Source organism: Burkholderia cepacia ATCC 25416, assembly GCF_001411495.1.
In the GTDB taxonomy this organism is placed as follows: Bacteria; Pseudomonadota; Gammaproteobacteria; order Burkholderiales; family Burkholderiaceae; genus Burkholderia; species Burkholderia cepacia.
The window spans coordinates 423,110-441,269 of sequence record NZ_CP012981.1 but is presented as its reverse complement, the minus strand read 5'-3'; the positions used below and the strand labels follow the sequence as shown (position 1 = coordinate 441,269).

The following is an 18,160-nucleotide window of genomic DNA, read 5'->3' as shown; positions in this document are numbered from 1 at the left end:
TCATGGTTGCGGAATTCAGCTGGCTGCCCGATTACGCGGAGTTGTTCTGCCGTTCGAACTTTTCGTTCCTGCATGGCGCGTCGCATGCGGAAGAACTGGTCGAGCGTGCGGCGGAACTCGGCTATCGCGGGATCGCGATCACCGACGAATGCTCGCTCGCCGGTGCACCGCGCATGCACGTCGCGGCGAAGGCGAAAGGGTTGCCGCTCGTCATCGGTTCGTACTTCGAAGTCACACCGGATGAAGTCGCACCGGGCCACGATCCGGGCCCCGGCGCGTTCGGGCTCGTGCTGCTCGCGCAGAGTCGGGAAGGCTACGGCAACCTGTCCGAGCTGATTTCGTGGCGGCGGATGGAAGCGCCGAAGGGGACTTACACGCTGACGTCGCACATGCTGTCGAGGCCGCCCGAGGCATTCGCACACCTGCGCGGCATGCCGGACTGCTTCGCGATTCTCGTGCCCACGTATCCGGTGCGGGCGGACGTGCTCGATGCACAGGTCGCGTGGTTTCGCGCGACGTTCGGCGAGCGTGCGCGGCTCGGGCTCGTGCAGTTGCAGCGCGCGCTGGACGGTGCGCAGCGCGAGGAGATTCGTGCGGCGGGCGAGCGGCGCGGCGTGCGCATCGTCGCACTCGGCGACGTGACGATGCACCGGCGCTCGTGCAAGGAACTGCAGGACGTGATGACGGCGATTCGTGTCGGGATGCCTGTCGCGGAATGCGGTTATGCGCTCGCGCCGAATGCGGAGCAGCATCTGCGTGCGCGCGGGCGGATCGGGAAGCTGTTTTCGCCGGAGGAGATCGCGGAAACGTGCGCGATGCTCGATGCTTGTCATTTCGAACTCGATTCGCTGCGCTACGAGTATCCCGACGAGATCGTGCCGAAGGGGCTCACGCCTACGAGCTATCTGAAACAGGAAACCGAGGCAGGGGCGGCCGAGCGTTATCCGCAGGGGATGCCGGAGAAAGTGGCGAAGCAGATCCGGTATGAACTCGACCTGATCGCAAAGCTGAGCTATGAACCGTTCTTCCTGACGGTCTACGACATCGTCAAATTCGCGCGCAGCCGGAACATCCTGTGTCAGGGCCGGGGCTCGGCGGCAAACTCGGTCGTCTGCTATTGCCTCGGTATCACCGAGGTCGACCCCGATCAGAGCACGATGCTGTTCGAGCGTTTCATCAGCGCGGAGCGTGGCGAGCCGCCCGATATCGACGTCGACTTCGAGCATCAGCGTCGGGAAGAAGTGATTCAGCACATCTACGAAAAATACGGACACGACCGCGCCGCACTCGCCGCCGCCGTATCGACGTATCGTCCGCGCGGCGTGTTGCGCGAAACCGGCAAGGCGCTCGGTGTCGATCCGATGCTGATCGATCGCGTCGCGAAGGGGCATCGCTGGTTCGATGGCAGCCGTGATCTGCTGCAGCAATTCGCGACGACCGGGCTCGACCCGGCGACGCCGATGATTCGCGCATGGGCCGAATTGTCGGGGCGATTGCTCAACTTTCCGCGCCACCTGTCGCAGCACTCGGGCGGCTTCGTGATCAGTCGAGGCAAGCTCACACGACTCGTGCCCGTCGAGAACGCTGCAATGGACGGGCGGCGCGTGATCCAGTGGGATAAAGACGATCTCGAATCGCTCAAGCTGATGAAGGTCGACGTGCTCGCGCTCGGCATGCTGTCGGCGCTGCATCGCGCGTTCGACATGCGCACCGCATGGCGCGGGCCGCTGGAACCGAACGGCGAGCCATTCACGTTGAAACACATTCCGCAGGGTGACGAAGCAACCTACGACATGATCTGCCGCGCCGATACGGTCGGCGTGTTCCAGATCGAATCGCGCGCGCAGATGTCGATGTTGCCGCGCCTGCGGCCGCGCAACTACTACGATCTCGTGATCCAGGTATCGATCGTTCGGCCGGGGCCGATCCAGGGCGGTGCGGTGCATCCGTACCTGAAGCGGCGCAGGATCATCGCTGGCGAGGAAGAGGGCGAGGTGACGTATCCGAGCGAGGCACTCGAGGAGGTGCTCGTTCGTACGCTTGGCGTGCCGATCTTTCAGGAACAGGTCATGCAGATCGCGATCGTCGCCGCGGGTTTCACACCCGGCGAAGCGGATGAATTGCGTCGCGCGATGGCTGCATGGAAGCGCAAGGGCAATCTCGAGAAGTATCACGACAAGATCGTCCACGGCATGCTCGAACGCGGCTACGCGCGTGAATTTGCCGAACAGATCTTCGAGCAGATCAAGGGCTTCGGCGAATACGGTTTCCCCGAGAGCCACGCGGCGAGCTTCGCGAAGCTGGCCTACGCCAGCAGCTGGCTCAAATGCCACGAACCGGCGATCTTCCTCGCCGCATTGCTGAACAGCCAGCCGATGGGTTTCTATCCGCCGTCGCAACTCGTGCAGGATGCGAAGCGTCACGGCGTGCAGGTCCTGCCGATCGACGTCACGCAAAGCGGCTGGGAGGCATCGCTCGAAGCGCTGCCCGGCCAGCCGCCTCCGCACGGACAGCCGGCCGTCCGGCTCGGGCTGTCGCTCGTGAGCGGTCTGGGAGAAGCCGCTGTCCGCAGGATCGAAGCCGCACGCGCGGCGGGCCCCTTCGACAACGTCGACACCCTCGCGCGCCGCGCGCGGCTCGAGCGCCGCGATCTCGAGGCGCTCGCCGCCGCGAACGCGCTCGCGACCCTCGCCGGCCACCGCCGCGATGCGCTGTGGCAAGCGGTTGCCGCAGCACCCGAGCGCGACCTGCTCGCGACCGCCCCGATCGACGAAGCGGAGAAGCCGGCACTCGGCGCGCCGTCGGAAGCCGACGACATCCTCGCCGACTATCACACCACCGGCCTCACGCTGAACCGCCACCCCGTCGCGCTGCTGCGGTCCGAGCTGCGTGCGCGGCGGCTGTCGTCCGCGGCCGAACTGCACGACCGGCCCGACGGCCGGCTCGCGCGCGCGTGCGGGCTCGTGACCGCGCGGCAGATGCCGGGCACCGCGAAAGGCGTGATGTTCATGACGCTCGAGGACGAAACCGGCTGCGTGAACCTGATCGTCCGGCCCGAGCTGCTCGCGCGGCAGCGCCGCGAAACCCTCGATTCGCGGCTGCTCGCCGTGTCCGGCGTGTGGCAGGTCGCGAGCGACGTGAGGCACCTCGTCGCGCAGCATTTCGAGGATCTGACGCCGCTGCTCGGCGGCCTGCGCACGTCGAGCCGCGAGTTCCATTGATGCCAGGTGCACCGCGCGCGGCACGACGGGCGTGAAGCCGATCGATCGTCGCGATGCCGTGAACGCGCCGCGCGTTACGGCATGACGGGCGGATGGTAGGCGAGCGTGCCCGCGAGCGCCCAGAGCATGAAGATCACGAGCGGCAGGTGAACCGCGAGTTGCGTGAACGTGAAACCGACAATGTCGCGGGCACGCAACCCGAGCACCCCGAGTAGCGGCAGCATCCAGAACGGGTTGATCAGGTTCGGCAACGCCTCGGCAGCGTTGTAGACCGTCACGGCCCAGCCCAGATGAACCTGCAGCAGTTTCGCCGCCTCGATGACATACGGCGCCTCGATGATCCACTTTCCGCCGCCGGACGGCACGAAGAACCCGAGCACGGCCGAATACACGCCCATCACTGCGGGAAACGACGCATGCGACGACATCGCAACGAAGAAATGGGCGAGGTGATCGGAGAGCGGCAGTCCGGCGGGTGCCGCCGCCTTTGTCAGGATGTAGGCGATCCCGCCGTACAGCGGAAACTGGATCAGCACACCCGCAACAGACGGCACCGAACGCGCGACGGCATTGAGGAATCGTCTCGGCCGCCAGTTCAGCAGCATGCCCAGCAGCAGGAACAGAAAGTTGTACGTGTTCAGATTCGAGATCGCGATCAGCGGATTCTTCGTCGTGAACTCGTGCCAGGCCCAGATCGCGCCGATCGCCACGATGGCAATGGTGACGAGCGGACTGTACTCGAGCCAGTCCCCTGGGCGGGTCGGACGTGCGAGCGTCGCATGGCTTTCGTCGAGATGGATGCCCAGCTCCGCCGCGGTTTTCGCCCGTGTGTCGTTGGGCGCGGACAGATACGCGATCAGCAGCGACGCGCCGGTCAACACGGCGGCCATCAGCATCGACTGCGGGAGAAAGATCGTCTCGGTGAAGGGAATGACGCCGGAGATGGCCAGCAGCGCCTTGGGCAGGCTGTCCGGATTTGCCTGCAATTGCGAGGCGGATGAACTCAATCCCAGCGCCCACGTCGCACCCATCCCGAGATAGGCCGCCGCGCCCGCTGCCCGGTAATCCATGCGCAGATCGGTGCGGCGGGCCAGCGCCCGGACCAGAAGGCCGCTGAAGATCAGGCTGATCGCCCAGTTGAACAGCGATGCGACGATACTGACGAGCGCAACGAACGTTACCGATGCGCGCCCGGACGACGGCAGGCGCGCGAGCGCATCGATCAGCCTCGATGCGGGCGGCGACACCGCGACGACATAGCCCGAGATGGCGACGATCGCCATCTGCATCGTGAACGGGATAAGACTCCAGAAGCCATCGCCGAACGCAATGCCGACCCGCGTGACCGGCGCACCGGCTGCCAGTGCGCCCACCGCCACGATCACCACGGCGAGCGCGGCGAAGATATAGGCGTCCGGGAACCACTTTTCCGACCAGCGTGCCATGCCCGCGGCCATCCGCTCCAGCATGCGTTCACGGTCGACCGCCGGCGTGTCGCAGTCCTGCACGTCCATCAGCTCTTTCATTTCGATCTCCTTGCCCGTCACGGCTTCAGTTTGTCTTTTCAACTATTTGAACGGCCGCGGCCAGATCCTCGAGTGCGGTGCCGACCGCCTTGAACACGGTGCGCTGGCTGTCGTTCGTCCGCCCCTGTGCTTCGCCCCGGCACAGCGCCGTCAGTGTCCGGTTCAGGCGGTCGGGCGCAATGACGTTGCGTGCGAGCGGACCCAGAAGGTCGCCGGATTTTTGCGGTGCCTCGTCCGTATCGACATAAATCTCCGCCTGCCGGAAGCAATCGTCGTCGGCTTCGCGCATGCGCGGCGTAAAGCTGCCGATCAGGTCCAGGTGCGACCCCGGTGCGAGCCACGCGCCGCGGACAATCGGTTCCGTCGCAAGCGTCGCGCAGGTGACGACGTCCGCGCGACGGATGCTTGCCTCGAGGTTCGTGACGGGTGAGGCATCGAAACCGAGCCGGGTCAGCCCGTCGACCAGTCGTGCAACCGCGTCGCGATCCCTGTCCCAGACCTCGACGACCGAGATCGGCAACTGGCTGCGATAGGCGGGCGGAACCAGGCTGCCGACCCGGCCGGCCCCCATCAGCACGAGGCGCGACGCATCCGGGCGGGCCAGATAGGTCGCGGCCAGCGCAGACGCAGCCGCGGTGCGGCGCGACGTGATTTCGTTTCCGTCCAGCTGCGCAAGCGGCTGGCCTGTCCGCCCGTCATAGAGCACGTAGGTCGAGTGCAGTCCGGGCATGCCGTGTCTCGCATTGCCCGGGAAGATGTTGACCGTCTTGATGCCCAGGTAGCCGTTGTCTTCCCACGCGGGCATGATGAGCACCGTGCCTTCGTCTTCGCCGTCGGCATGGAGTGTGTGCGCATGGCGAAGCGGTACGTGGCAGCCGTCGATGAACGCCTGTCGCAGGCGTGCGACCAGCGATTCGAAATCCAGTGCGTCGCGTGTCGCGACGGCGTCGAAAAATTTCATGGTGAACCTTTCCTCGAACGGGGGTTATGCGTCGATGCTGACGTCGGTGGCCGGAATGGCCTGGCAGGCGAGGCACATGTCCGGTTCGTCCGGTCCATGCCCGCTCAAATGCGTGACTTCGCCCGACATGACCTTGACCGCGCAGCTCTCGCATTGCCCGACCCGGCAACCGCTCGGCAATGCGATGCCGAGACGTTCCGCGAACGACAGCAGGCTTCCGTCGCGAGCTGTCCAGGTGGCCGTGCGACGCGATCGCGCGAACTGCACCGCGTATTGCTTCGACGGGTCGGGCGTCGGCCTGGACGGCGATCTGAACGCCTCCTTGAATATGTCGAACGGCGGTACGCCGCGCGCGATCAGTCCCGACGCAATCGCCTGCATCATCGGTTCGGGGCCGCACAGAAAAAAACGCGCGCGCCGCCGGATCAGGTCGTCGTCGACCACGTCGGCCGACAGGTAGCCGAGCATCTGATAGTCGTGTCCCGGCGTTTCGTCGTGCGGCTGGTTGTAGCAGTTGACGACCTCGAGCGTCGGCAGCCGCCGCTTCAATGTCTCGATGCGTTCGCGGAACGCGTGGGTCGTGCTGTTCAGGTTTGCATAGAAGAGTCTCGACTCCGGCGCGCGGTCCGCCTGGTCCCGGATCGATTCCAGGTACGAGATGAAGGGCGTGATGCCGATGCCGCCGGCGAACATCACGACCGGCTGCCGCGATGCAGGCGGCACGACGAACGTCCCGCCGGGCGCACCGAGCAACACGGGGTCGCCGACCTTGAGCGTGCCGTGGATGTACGACGACATCGCGCCTTCGAACGCCGTGCCGTCGCGGGTCCGGCCTTTCTGGTGGCGTACCGAGATGGAGTACGTGCGGCGATCGTCTTCGCGGGCGGCGCCCGTCAGCGAATAGGCGCGCGTCGTCCCGCCGTCGCCGAGCGACGGGACATGCAAGCTCACGTGCTGGCCGGGCAGATAGTCCGGCAGTGCGCCGCCGTCCGCGGCGCGAAACGTGACGGTTCGCACGCCGCTCGCTTCTTCGTGCATGGCGGATACGACAAAATCCCGCAGGCCTTTCCACGACCGGCGCGACGGATCGACCGACGGGTCGAGCCTGATGCGGCAACGCACGGAACGCAGCGGCGAGGATCCGCTGACCGGATCGAGTTTCGTCGCCGAGACGAGGCGGTTGAAATTGCTGTTGTCGTGCCCGTCCACCGGGAGCGCATCCTGGCCGACCTCGTCGCAGGCTTGCCACCAGCCGTATTCGGCCACGATCACGTCGCGGGCGAGTTCCGGGACGACGCGTGCCTTGAAGCGTGCCGAGCCGTTCGTCGTTTCGATCAGGCACCAGTCGCCGTCGACGATGCCGTGTTCCGCCGCCCGTTCGTCATTGAGTTCCGCCACCGGGTACGGCGCGCGGCGACGCAGGCTTGGCAGGCCGCGATGCTGGCTGTGGCAGTAGTACCCGTTCTTCATCGAGGTCAACGTACAGGGGAAGCGACGGCGATTGTCCGCCCGCGCATCTTCGCCGTGCTGCGGCGGTACGTACCGCGGAACGGGCGGGTAGCCGTGACGATGCAGGTTCTCGGAGTACAGTTCGACACGCCGCGTCTCCGTGTTGAAACCGCGCACGCCGTCGGGTGTCGCCGCCGCGTACTGCCGCTCGCCTTGAGGCAACGGCCTGACGATGCCTTCCGGATGGGCGCGCAGCGACGCAACGTCCAGCCCGAGCGGTTCGAGCACGTGATTCCATCCCGCCTCGATGCTGCCGCCGAAGAATGTGTCCTGCATGCCGAGTCGCACGGCGAGGTCGAAGACGATGTCGTAGTCCGCGCGGCTCTCTCCTCTCGGCGGCACCATGCGCTGCCTGAGCTGCACGAGTTCGACCGCGCGCTCGTCGATCTCGAAGCCGAGACGCAGGCCTTCCCGTTCCCACGGTGTGTTCACGGGCAGCAGGATGTCCGCATAGCGTGACGACGGTGTTTCGAAGAGATCGCAGTGAACATGAAAGTCGAGCGCGCAGAGCGCGTCGTGCGCGACGCCGCCATCCGCCTGGGACAGCACCATGTTCGTACCGAACGCGACCAGCGCACGGACGCGGTAGGGCTCGCCGTCGAGGATGGCGCGATAGACGTCGCGCGCCGTGACCCAGCCTTGCGACGGCGGGCCGAGCGGCCGATCCGCGAGGCCGAGCGCTTTTGCGCGTTGCTGCGGGTTCAGCATCGCGTAGCTGCTGACCGGGTTGGCCGGCTGCTTCGTCCATTCCCGATTCGAGCCGCACGTGTCGAACGCACCCGTCAACGCATACAGCGTCGCAATCGCGCGCTCGGTCTGGGTGGCGTTGGTGTGCATGCCGACGCCCGACCACGCGTGATAGGCGATTGCCTGATGCGGCCGCAGCATTCGGGCGGCTTCGACGATGTCGGCTGCGTCGACCCCGGTGATCGCCGCCGCATGTTCCGGCGTAAAGGGGGCGAGCGCCGCCGAATAGAGGTCGAAGGCCGGTGTGCATGCCACGTGCATGTTGTGCCCGGCCGAATCCCGGACCGCCACATGGCGGACGCCGGCCATCGACAGATCGGAAGGTCGGGTCGCGGTTTCCTCTCCGGCCAGCTCCAGCCGGTCGAGCGTCGCGTTCCAGAGCACGTACCGGTTGCCCGGCGCATCGCCGTCGATGTCGCGCTCGCGCAGAAACCGTCCGGTGTCGGCACGCACGAGCAACGGGCCGTTCGTCCATTCCCGGACGAACGCATCGTCGACGTTGCCGGTCGCGATCATCTGCCGTGCGATCGCCATCGCGAGCGCGCCGTCCGTCCCGGGGTTCACGCGCAGCCACAGATCGGCCTCGCGTGCGAGTGCGGTCGGCCGCGGATCGACGACGATCAGCCTGGCCCCGTTGCGGCGGCCCTTCGCGATGGCATCGGCCTGCGCCAGCCAGGTGTTGGCGGGATTGTTTCCCCACAGCACGATGAGCTCGGCATTCCGGTAATCCGCGGCTGGAATGCCGCAGCCGAACGTAAAGGCATGCGCGCTGTCCTTGTGCCAGTTGCATATCTCGGTCGCATAGCAGATGTTCGGGCTCCCGAATGACCAGACGAATCGCTCGACCCAGTCGATGCTGTCGCTCATCGGTGTTCCGCTTGGCGTGGTGACGCCAAACGCGACCGACTCGGCACCGTTTTCCCGTTTGAAATGAGCAAGACGTTCCGCGATCTCGGAGAGCGCTTCATCCCAGCCGATGCGCCGCCAGCCGGGGTCGGCGGCATCCTTCGGGCGCGTGCGCCGCATGGGATGCAACACCCGATTCGGGTGATGTACGAGTTCGGGCGCGGCCTTTCCCTTCATGCACATCGCGCGGCCGGTCGGATGCGTGTCGTCGGGGCGGACCTTGATCATCGTGTCGCCGCGCACGACGTTGACCGTGCCGCAGCGCGACCGGCACAACGTGCAATAGCCTTTCTTTTCCTGCGTCTCCATCGGTTCGCATCGTCCACGTCATGTTTGCGACTATGCTAGGAAGCGGAGGCAGCCATGACAAATTCATCCTTTCGATGGTCCGATATATATTGAATCAATACCTCGGCCGTCGATCCGATGTACCGTCCGCCCCCTCGGGGCAACGCTGATCCTGCGCTGCCCGGACTTCCCGGATCCTTTCCCGTGAACACGCACATCACCCTGCGCCAGATCGAATACTTCGTCTCCGTTGCCGATACGGGGCAAATTTCGAAGTCGGCCAATCTCTGTTCGGTGTCTCAATCGTCGATGACGATCGCATTGAGGAAACTCGAGGATTCGGTCGGCGTCACGCTGCTTCTGCGTCATGCGAAAGGCGTCCGCCTGACGCCGGCCGGCGAGCGATTCCTGCGTCATGTGCAGCACGCGACGATGTCCATCGACCGCGCCGTTTCAGCCGCGCAGGAGGACCCCGAGCAGATCTCGGGGCATGTCCGTATCGGGATGACCGAAACCATCTCGGCGTATCTGATGCCGTCGCTGATGTCCGCCATTTCGCGGCGGTTCGGCAACCTGGGCGTGAGCATCGTCGAAAACGAACGCGAAGCAATCGAGGAGATGCTGGCCGACGATCGCCTCGATATTGCGCTGCTGCTGGTGTCGAACACCGCGGAAGTCGACGACCTGAAATACGAGACGATTCTTCGTTCGCCGCGCCGGTTGTGGACCCATCCGGATCATCCGCTGCAAGACGCCCGTCGCGTCACCCTCGAAGACGTCGCGCGCGAGAACTATCTGCTGCTGGACATGGACGAGCACCTGCGAACCGTCGGCAAGTACTGGGGAAGCTACGGGATCACGCCGAACGTCTGGATGCAGAGCAAGTCGATCGAGGCCGTGAGAAGCCTCGTCGCGCTCGGGCACGGGGTGACCATCCTCTCGGACCTCGTGTACCGGCCCTGGTCCCTGGAAGGCAACCGGATCAGCCGCCGCAATCTCAGCGTGACCGTGCCGACGATGGACGTCGGCGCGGTGTGGCGACGGGGCGGGGCGACGTCGACGCCATGCCGTGCGCTGCTGGATCTGTTCCGCTCGTGGAAAAGGACGGCCGAGTAGGGCAGGGCCTTCGGGCATCACGGTCGTGCCGGATGCGGATCTCGAGCCGGCGGACGACAGCGCGAGAGTCGGCTGCGGTAAACGTTCGTCCCGTCCGCGATTGCATGGTGTGCCCGCGGCCTTTCCGGTGCCGGCCGGTCCACGTGTCCCCGCCGTACCGGCACTCCGACGCCGATGCATACCAGTCGGCCAAACTGGTTCTATTCCGGTATCGTTTCCATCCCTCCAAACCCGGCAAGCCCGGCGCTTGAACTGTCCCCTTGCATACCAATCCGGGTAAATCCCTATCCCGCATCGCGTTGTAAACAAAGGCTTTCTCGCTACTAAAACGCTTGCCGGGCAAGGCTTTCGGCGATTTCCGTGTCGCTAATACCAGTTCGTTGACTGGTATTATGGTGGTTATATAATGCCCTCACTTTCGACGGCCCGAGGTCGTCGTCCGACACCCGGAGGCACATGGAAACCGGCTGGTCCGAACTGGCGCCCGATCCCCTCAGCGATACGCCGCTCTATCTGCAGCTCGCCCGCAACCTGGCGAGCGCGATCCACGCCGGCGCGTGGCGGGCCGGCGAGGCGCTGCCGTCGGAGCGGCTGCTGTCGGTGTCGGTCGGTGTATCGCGGATCACGGCCCGTCGCGCACTCGCGCTGCTGGTCGAGCAGGGGCTGATCAAGCGGGCGCGCGGGGCGGGCAGCTTCATCACGCCGCGCGTCGCCGATCCGCTGTCGCGTCTCGTCGGCTTCACCGCGAAGATGAAGCAGCGCGGCTTCGTGCCCGATTCGGTGTGGCTGTCGCGCACGCTGCGCGCCGCGAGCCGCGACGAGATCACGCATCTCGGCCTCGCCCCCGGCGCGACGGTGGCGCGGCTCGAACGGCTGCGCCGCGCGGACGGCATCGTGATGGCGGTCGAGCACTCGACGCTGCCGGCCGCGGTGGTGCCCGATCCGCAGGCGCTCGGTGCGTCGCTGTACGAATACCTCGACGCGCGCGGGATGACCGTCGTGCGCGCGCTGCAGCACTTTCGCGCGGCGAACGCGACCCACGCGATCGCGAAATGGATGGCGGTGAAGCCGGGCTCGGCGCTGCTGGTGATCACGCGGATCGGCTACGGTGCCGACCAGCGCGCGATCGAAGTGAGCGAAACGTATTGCCGCGACGATTACTACGACTTCGTCGCCGAACTGAAACGCTGACGCGCGAGACTCGCCCGCGCGCGACAGCCGTGAAGCAACGACACGGAATTGCAAATCACGACGCGGATACCCGCGTCACCAGATCATCAAGAGAACGTCATGCTGACTGGAAACATCCTTACCCCCGACGGCTGGATTCACGGTTCGCTCGATAGCGAGAACGGCCGCATCACGACACTCGACGGCACGCCCGTCGATCCCGCGAAGAACGACGCGCCTTACATCCTGCCCGGCTTCATCGACCTGCACGTGCACGGCGGCGGCGGCGCCGACGTGATGGAAGGCGGCGACGCGATCGAGACGATCGCCCGCACGCACGCGCAATTCGGCACGACGAGCCTGCTCGCGACGACGATGACCGCGCCGCGCGACGAACTGATGAAAGTCGTCGGCAACCTCGGCAGCGTCGCGCGTGCCCGCACGCCGGGCGGCGCGCGCGTGCTCGGCGTGCACCTCGAAGGCCCGTACATCAACCCCGGCAAGCTCGGCGCGCAGCCCGACGCGGCCGTCTCGGCCGTGCTCGACGAAGTGCTGAAGTACCTGTCGATCGCGCCGATCCGCGTCGTCACGCTCGCGCCGGAAATCGCCGGCCATATCGAGATCATCGGCGAGATGGCCGCGCGCGGCGTGCGCGTGCAGCTCGGCCATTCGCTCGCGACCTACGACGACGCGGTGGCCGCGCTCAAGCACGGCGCGTGCGGCTTCACGCACCTGTTCAACGCGATGTCGCCGCTGCATCACCGCAACCCCGGCCTGGTGGGCGCGGCGCTTGCTCATGCCGAATACGCGGAAATCATTCCCGATCTGCTGCACGTGCACCCGGGCGCGATTCGTGCGGCGCTGCGCGCGATCCCGCGCCTGTACGTCGTGACCGACAGCACGTCCGCGACGGGCATGCCCGACGGCGAATACCGGCTCGGCAGCCAGCACGTGACGAAGTGCCTCGGCGGCGTGCGTCTCGCCGACGGCACGCTCGCCGGTAGCACGCTGACGATGGACCAGGCGCTGCGCAACCTCGTGTCGCTCGGCCTGCCGATCGCCGATGTGTCGAACCGGATGTCGCGCTATGCGGCCGACTACCTCGGCATCGCCGATCGCGGCCGCCTCGAGCGCGGCGCATGGGCCGACCTCGCGGTGTTCGATCGCGACCTGAACCTCACCGCGACCTACGTCGAAGGAGAATCGATTGTCGAATATGCTTAAGGAAGCGCGCGAGTCCGCCCAGGTCGTCGCCGCGCAGATCGCCGACACCACGCGCGTCGAAGCGCTCGCCGGCCAATTGCTCGATCACCCGCCGGCCGTCGCGCTGACGGTCGCGCGCGGCAGCTCGGATCACGCCGCGAGCTATTTCGCGAGCCTGACGATGAGCCGCCTCGGCGTGCCGGTCGCGTCGCTGCCGATGTCGGTCGCCACGCTGCAGCAGGCGCCGCTGAAGGTGCAGGACCAGCTCGCGATCGCCTTCTCCCAGTCGGGCAAGAGCCCCGATCTCGTCAACACGATGGCCGCGCTGCGCGAAGCCGGCGCGCGCACCGTCGCGGCCGTGAACGTGCTGCCGTCGCCGCTCGCCGACGCGTGCGAGCACCAGCTGCCGCTGCTCGCCGGCCCCGAATTGTCGGTCGCCGCGACGAAGAGCTATATCGCGATGCTGTCGCTGTCCGCGCAGATCGTCGCGTACTGGCAGCGCGATGCCGCGCTGATGACCGCATTGCGCGGCCTGCCCGACGTGCTCGCGCAGGCCGGCCGGCTCGACTGGTCGCAGGCCGTCGCCGCGCTGGCGGGGGTCGAGCGGATGATCGTGATCGGCCGCGGCCTGGGCCTCGCGATCGCGCAGGAAGCCGCGCTGAAGCTGAAGGAAACCTCCGGTATCCAGGCCGAGGCGTTCTCGAGCGCCGAAGTCCGTCACGGCCCGATGGAGCTGATCGACCGCGACTATCCGCTGCTCGTGTTCGCCCCGCCTGGGCCCGAGCAGGCCGGCCTGCTGCAGCTCGCGCAAGACATGCGCGCACGCGGCGCCGCGGTGCTGCTCGCGGCGCCCGCCGGCACGCCCGGCGCGACCTTGCCGCTCGCGCAGTCCGCCCATTCGGCGCTCGACCCGATCGCCGCCATTCTTTCGTTCTACGTGATGGCGGCGGATCTCGCCGTCGCGCGCGGCCGCAACCCCGACACGCCGCGCCACCTGAACAAAGTCACCGAAACGCACTGATAGCCGAGACAGCCGATGAGACGCGCCGAGGAGTCCCAGTTGAAGAGTTCCACCTATGATCAGATCGTCCTGCTCAGTCCCTTGACCGGGCCGATCGTCGCGCTGGCCGACGTGCCCGATCCGGTGTTCTCCGGCGGGATGTTCGGCGACGGCATCGGCATCGACCCGCTCGCGGGCCAGCTCGTCGCGCCGTGCGCGGGCGTCGTGTCGCATCTCGCGCGCACCGGCCACGCGGTGACGATCACGACGCCGCAAGGCGCGGAAGTGCTGCTGCACATCGGCATCGACACCGTCGAGCTGAACGGGCAGGGCTTCACCGCGCACGTCGAGGCCGGCGAGCGTGTCGAGGCGGGCGCGCTGCTGATCGAGTTCGACCAGGACGCGGTGGCGCGCAGCGCGCATTCGCTCGTGTCGGTGATCGCGATCGCGAACTCGGATGCGTTCGAGGTCGTCGATCGTGCCAGCGGCTTCGCGACGGCCGGCAAGACGCCGCTGCTCGCGCTGCGCGGCAAGGGCGAAGCGGCTGCGCAGGCTGCACAAACCGGCGCAGCGGCGCATCACGAAGTGCGCCGTGAAATCGTGCTGGCCCAGCCGGGTGGCCTGCACGCACGGCCGGCCGCGCGTGCGCGCGAAGCCGTGCGCGGGTTCGACGCGACCGTCGACGTGCTGTTCGACGGCCGCAAGGCGTCGATCGCGAGCGTCGTCGGCCTGCTCGGCCTCGGTGCGGGCGAAGGCGCGACGGTCGAACTGGTCGGCCGTGGCGCGCACGCGCAGCAGGCCGTCGATGCGGTCGAGCACGAGCTGCTGCGCGAAGCACACGGCGAAGTCGAGGAAAAGCCGGCACGGCTGAGGTCGCCCGCGCCGCAGACGGTTGCGCGCAACGTCGGCGCGCCAATCGACCCGAACACACTCGCGGGCGTGTGCGCGGCACCCGGCATCGCGGTCGGCACGCTGGTGCGCCTCGACGATGCGGAGATCGTGCCGCCCGAGCAGGCCGCTGGCACACCCGCGTCGGAGAGCCGCCAGCTCGACCAGGCGCTGAAGGCCGTCGACGCCGAACTCGACGAAACGGTGCGCAACGCATCGGCGCGCGGCGCGGTCGGTGAAGCGGGCATCTTCGCGGTGCACCGCGTGCTGCTGGAAGACCCGACGCTGATCGACGCGGCACGCGACCTGATCAGTCTCGGCAAGAGCGCGGGTTTCGCATGGCGCGCGACGATCCGCACGCAGATCGACACGCTGTCGAAGCTCGACGACGCGCTGCTCGCCGAACGCGCGGCCGACCTGCGCGACATCGAGAAGCGCGTGCTGCGCGCGCTCGGTCATGCGAACGGTGCCGCGCGTGCGCTGCCCGACGAAGCGGTGCTCGCGGCCGAGGAATTCACGCCGTCCGACCTGTCGTCGCTCGATCGCCAGCGCGTGACCGCGCTCGTGATGGCGCGCGGCGGCGCGACGTCGCACGCGGCGATCATCGCGCGCCAGCTCGGCATTCCGGCGCTGGTGGCGGTCGGCGATGCGCTGTACGCGATCCCGGACGGCACGCAGGTCGTCGTCGATGCGAGCGCGGGCCGGCTCGAACATGCCCCGACCGCGCTCGACGTCGAGCGCGCGCGGCACGAGCGCCAGCGTCTGGACGGCGTGCGCGAGGCGAACCGGAAACTGGCGGGGGCTGCGGCCGCCACCGTCGACGGCCGCGCGATCGAGGTCGCCGCGAACATCGCGACGCTCGACGACGCGAACACCGCGGTCGACAACGGCGCCGACGCGGTCGGCCTGCTGCGTACCGAGCTGATGTTCATCCATCGCCAGGCCGCGCCGACGGTCGTCGAGCACCAGCAGAGCTACCAGTCGATCGTCGACGCGCTGCAGGGCCGCACGGCGATCATCCGCACGCTCGACGTCGGCGCCGACAAGGAAGTCGATTACCTCACGCTGCCGCCCGAACCGAACCCGGCGCTCGGCCTGCGCGGCATCCGTCTCGCGCAGGTGCGCCCCGACCTGCTCGACGATCAGTTGCAGGGCCTGCTCGCGGTGAAGCCGTTCGGCGCGGTGCGCATCCTGCTGCCGATGGTGACCGACGCGGGCGAGCTCGTGCGCCTGAAAAAGCGCATCGACGAATTCGCGCGCGCCCAGGGCCGCACCGAGCCGGTCGAGGTCGGCGTGATGATCGAGGTGCCGTCGGCCGCGCTGCTGGCCGACCAGCTCGCGCAGCACGCGGATTTCCTGTCGATCGGCACCAACGACCTGACGCAGTACACGCTCGCGATGGACCGCTGCCAGGCCGATCTGGCCGCGCAGTCCGACGGCCTGCATCCGGCCGTGCTGCGCCTGATCGACATCGCGGTGCGCGGTGCCGCGAAGCACGGCAAGTGGGTCGGCGTGTGCGGCGCGCTCGGCGGCGATCCGCTCGCGGTGCCGATCCTGGTGGGCCTCGGCGTGACCGAGCTGTCGGTCGACCCCGTATCGGTGCCGGGCATCAAGGCGCGTGTGCGCCGTCTCGATTACCAGTTGTGCCGTCAGCGCGCGCAGGATCTGCTCGCGCTCGACTCGGCACAGGCGGTAAGGGCAGCAAGTCGCGAGGTCTGGCCGCTCGACTGAGCGTCGACGGCAGGTTCGCGACCCGTATTACGACGAAGGCAATCAGCTCAACGACGATTAACGACGCTTAACGACGAGACAAGGATTGGAGGACTGAATGAACGGGAATCCGTTTCTGAAAATACAGGGCCTGGGCCGGGCGCTGATGCTGCCGATCGCGGTATTGCCGGTCGCCGGCATCCTGCTGCGACTCGGCCAGCCGGACGTGTTCAACATCAAGATGATCGCCGACGCCGGCGGCGCGATCTTCGACAACCTGCCACTGCTGTTCGCGATCGGCGTGGCGGTCGGTTTCGCGAAAGACAACAACGGCGTGGCGGCACTCGCGGGCGCGATCGGCTACCTGATCGAAACCGCGATCATGAAGGACATCGATCCCAAGCTGAACATGGGCGTGCTGTCCGGGATCATCGCGGGTGTCGTCGCGGGCCTGCTGTACAACCGCTACAAGGACATCAAGCTGCCGGACTACCTCGCGTTCTTCGGCGGCAAGCGGTTCGTGCCGATCATCACGGGGCTGGTGTGCGTGGTACTCGGCATCGCGTTCGGGTACGTGTGGCAGCCGGTCCAGCATGCGATCGACGCGGCCGGCCAGTGGCTGACGACGGCGGGCGCGATCGGTGCGTTCGTGTTCGGCTTCCTGAACCGCCTGCTGCTCGTCACGGGCCTGCACCACATCATCAACTCGCTGGCGTGGTTCGTGTTCGGCAACTTCACGCCGCCCGCCGGCGGCGAGATCGTGCACGGCGACCTGCACCGCTTCTTCGCGGGCGACCCGACCGCGGGCACCTTCATGGCCGGCTTCTTCCCGATCATGATGTTCGGCCTGCCGGCCGCGTGTCTCGCGATGCTGCACGAGGCACCGAAGGAGCGCCGCGCGATGGTCGGCGGCCTGCTGTTCTCGATGGCGCTCACGTCGTTCCTGACCGGCGTGACCGAGCCGATCGAATTCAGCTTCATGTTCCTCGCACCGGTGCTGTACGTGATCCACGCGGTGCTGACGGGGCTGTCGCTCGCGATCTGCCAGATCCTCGGCGTGAAGCTCGGTTTCACGTTCTCGGCCGGCGCGATCGACTACGTGCTGAACTACGGCCTGTCGACGAAGGGCTGGATCGCGATCCCGCTCGGCATCGCGTACGGCGCCGCGTATTACGGGCTGTTCCGCTTCTTCATCCGCAAGTTCAACATGGCCACGCCGGGCCGTGAGCCGGCATCGGCCGACGCGGCCGCGGAATCGTACGCATCGGGCGGCTTCGTCGCGCCGGCGGCGGGCGCCGCTGCGGCTGCGCCGCGTGCGCAGCGCTACATTGCCGCGCTCGGCGGGGCCGGCAACCTGTCGGTCGTCGACGCATGCACGACGCGCCTGCGCCTGACCGTCGTCGATCCGGAGAAGGTCTCGGAGCCGGAACTGAAGTCGATCGGCGCGCGCGGCGTGCTCAAGCGCGGCGGCAACAGCGTGCAGGTGATCATCGGGCCCGAGGCGGACATCATTGCCGACGAAATGCGTGCCGCGATCGGCAGCGGCGCGACCGGTGCCGCGTCGACGGCGACGGCCGCCGCGGCGCAGCCCGTCACGGGGGCGGCTGCCGGTCCGCTCGATCCGGAGCCGGCGCGCTGGCTCGCGGTGTTCGGCGGCGCGACCAACGTCGTGTCGCTCGACGCGGTCGCGACCACGCGCCTGCGTGTGGTCGTGCGCGATCCGTCGGCGGTCGATCGCGATCGTCTCGGTGCGCTCGACGTCGCGTGGGTGTCGCTCGACACGTTCCACATCGTCTGCGGCAATGCGGCGGCACGTTATGCCGAACAGCTCGGCGCGCGCCTGCCGCCGTCGGGCAGCGGAGCGGCCGCGCAGCCGGCCTGATGTGATCGGGCCGGCCCGATCCGCGACGCGGAT

10 protein-coding genes are annotated in these 18,160 nt (G+C 67.3%); 7 read left to right on the top strand and 3 right to left on the bottom strand.

All coding sequences use genetic code 11. The features are described 5' to 3' along the window. Positions 1-2 precede the first annotated feature (2 nt). Positions 3-3,221 (top strand): error-prone DNA polymerase, encoded by a 3,219-nt coding sequence (locus APZ15_RS02015; protein ID WP_027789074.1) that lies wholly within the window; start codon positions 3-5, stop codon positions 3,219-3,221. Between the two features lie 74 nt (positions 3,222-3,295). Here the strand turns inward: APZ15_RS02015 and APZ15_RS02010 are convergent, their stop codons facing one another. Genes APZ15_RS02010 through APZ15_RS02000 form a run of 3 tightly spaced genes read right to left on the bottom strand, consistent with a single transcriptional unit; the run spans position 3,296 to position 9,179 of the window. Then, the gene (locus tag APZ15_RS02010) at positions 3,296-4,747 is read right to left on the bottom strand and encodes a short-chain fatty acid transporter (protein ID WP_027789075.1); all 1,452 of its coding nucleotides are present in this window, start codon (positions 4,745-4,747) and stop codon (positions 3,296-3,298) included. A 25-nt stretch (positions 4,748-4,772) separates the two neighbouring features. After that, positions 4,773-5,708: a bifunctional Delta(1)-pyrroline-2-carboxylate/Delta(1)-piperideine-2-carboxylate reductase gene (lhpI, locus tag APZ15_RS02005; RefSeq protein ID WP_027789076.1), complete on the bottom strand. Its 936-nt coding sequence runs from the start codon at positions 5,706-5,708 to the stop codon at positions 4,773-4,775. A 24-nt stretch (positions 5,709-5,732) separates the two neighbouring features. Beyond that, complete coding sequence (locus APZ15_RS02000) at positions 5,733-9,179, bottom strand: molybdopterin-dependent oxidoreductase (RefSeq protein ID WP_027789077.1); 3,447 nt, start codon at positions 9,177-9,179, stop codon at positions 5,733-5,735. Between the two features lie 183 nt (positions 9,180-9,362). Between APZ15_RS02000 and APZ15_RS01995 the strand changes: the two genes are divergently transcribed. From APZ15_RS01995 to nagE, 6 genes are all read left to right on the top strand, one after another. Then, positions 9,363-10,274, top strand: coding sequence for a LysR family transcriptional regulator (locus tag APZ15_RS01995; RefSeq protein ID WP_027789078.1), 912 nt, complete (start codon positions 9,363-9,365; stop codon positions 10,272-10,274). Between the two features lie 456 nt (positions 10,275-10,730). After that, complete coding sequence (locus APZ15_RS01990; protein ID WP_027789079.1) at positions 10,731-11,465, top strand: GntR family transcriptional regulator; 735 nt, start codon at positions 10,731-10,733, stop codon at positions 11,463-11,465. A gap of 99 nt (positions 11,466-11,564) precedes the next feature. Next, a complete protein-coding gene (nagA, locus tag APZ15_RS01985) occupies positions 11,565-12,668 on the top strand; it encodes an N-acetylglucosamine-6-phosphate deacetylase (protein ID WP_027789080.1) in 1,104 nt (367 codons plus the stop codon). Further along, positions 12,661-13,668, top strand: a complete 1,008-nt coding sequence (locus APZ15_RS01980; protein ID WP_027789081.1) for an SIS domain-containing protein — start codon at positions 12,661-12,663, stop codon at positions 13,666-13,668. The genes nagA and APZ15_RS01980 overlap by 8 nt, the downstream gene beginning before the upstream one ends. A gap of 15 nt (positions 13,669-13,683) precedes the next feature. Then, a complete protein-coding gene (gene ptsP, locus APZ15_RS01975) occupies positions 13,684-16,266 on the top strand; it encodes a phosphoenolpyruvate--protein phosphotransferase (RefSeq protein WP_027789082.1) in 2,583 nt (860 codons plus the stop codon). Positions 16,267-16,363: 97 nt separating this feature from the next. After that, positions 16,364-18,127 carry an N-acetylglucosamine-specific PTS transporter subunit IIBC gene (gene nagE, locus APZ15_RS01970; protein WP_027789083.1) on the top strand — a complete coding sequence of 588 codons (1,764 nt, stop codon included), beginning with the start codon at positions 16,364-16,366 and terminating at the stop codon, positions 18,125-18,127. The last annotated feature ends 33 nt before the right edge of the window (positions 18,128-18,160 follow it).

Bases quoted from the DNA above. Each gene is read 5' to 3' on its own strand.
- APZ15_RS01980 (WP_027789081.1), top strand. From the start codon at position 12,661: ATGCTTAAGGAAGCGCGCGAGTCCGCCCAGGTCGTCGCCGCGCAGATC.
- lhpI (WP_027789076.1), bottom strand. From the start codon at position 5,708: ATGAAATTTTTCGACGCCGTCGCGACACGCGACGCACTGGATTTCGAA.
- ptsP (WP_027789082.1), top strand. From the start codon at position 13,684: ATGAGACGCGCCGAGGAGTCCCAGTTGAAGAGTTCCACCTATGATCAG.
- nagA (WP_027789080.1), top strand. From the start codon at position 11,565: ATGCTGACTGGAAACATCCTTACCCCCGACGGCTGGATTCACGGTTCG.
- APZ15_RS02015 (WP_027789074.1), top strand. From the start codon at position 3: ATGGTTGCGGAATTCAGCTGGCTGCCCGATTACGCGGAGTTGTTCTGC.
- APZ15_RS02010 (WP_027789075.1), bottom strand. From the start codon at position 4,747: ATGAAAGAGCTGATGGACGTGCAGGACTGCGACACGCCGGCGGTCGAC.
- APZ15_RS02000 (WP_027789077.1), bottom strand. From the start codon at position 9,179: ATGGAGACGCAGGAAAAGAAAGGCTATTGCACGTTGTGCCGGTCGCGC.
- APZ15_RS01990 (WP_027789079.1), top strand. From the start codon at position 10,731: ATGGAAACCGGCTGGTCCGAACTGGCGCCCGATCCCCTCAGCGATACG.
- nagE (WP_027789083.1), top strand. From the start codon at position 16,364: ATGAACGGGAATCCGTTTCTGAAAATACAGGGCCTGGGCCGGGCGCTG.